Genomic DNA, 204 nt, shown 5'->3' with positions numbered 1-204 from the left:
GGGAATAAAGGATTAAAGTCCGTGCTATGTCAGGCTGCTTGGGCTGCTGCCAAAACAAAAAACACGCGGCTATCCGCCTATTATTACCGATTGGTCAAGCGACGAGGGCCGAAAAAAGCAAATATGGCACTGGCTCACCTGATGCTTCGCATCATCTTCATCATGCTGCGGACGGGTGTGCCCTATGAAGAACTCGGCCCAGAT

General features: G+C 51.0%; 1 pseudogene. It reads left to right on the top strand.

Annotated features, from left to right (window positions below):
• Nucleotides 1-21 precede the first annotated feature (21 nt).
• Nucleotides 22-204, top strand: a pseudogene (locus PPOP_RS24215) (IS110 family transposase); the annotation flags it as partial.

Origin of the sequence: Paenibacillus popilliae ATCC 14706, from assembly GCF_000315235.1 — a bacterium.
Classification (GTDB): domain Bacteria; phylum Bacillota; class Bacilli; order Paenibacillales; family Paenibacillaceae; genus Paenibacillus_B; species Paenibacillus_B popilliae.
Note: the sequence above shows the minus strand (reverse complement) of the source record. Positions and strands in the feature narration are given on the sequence as shown.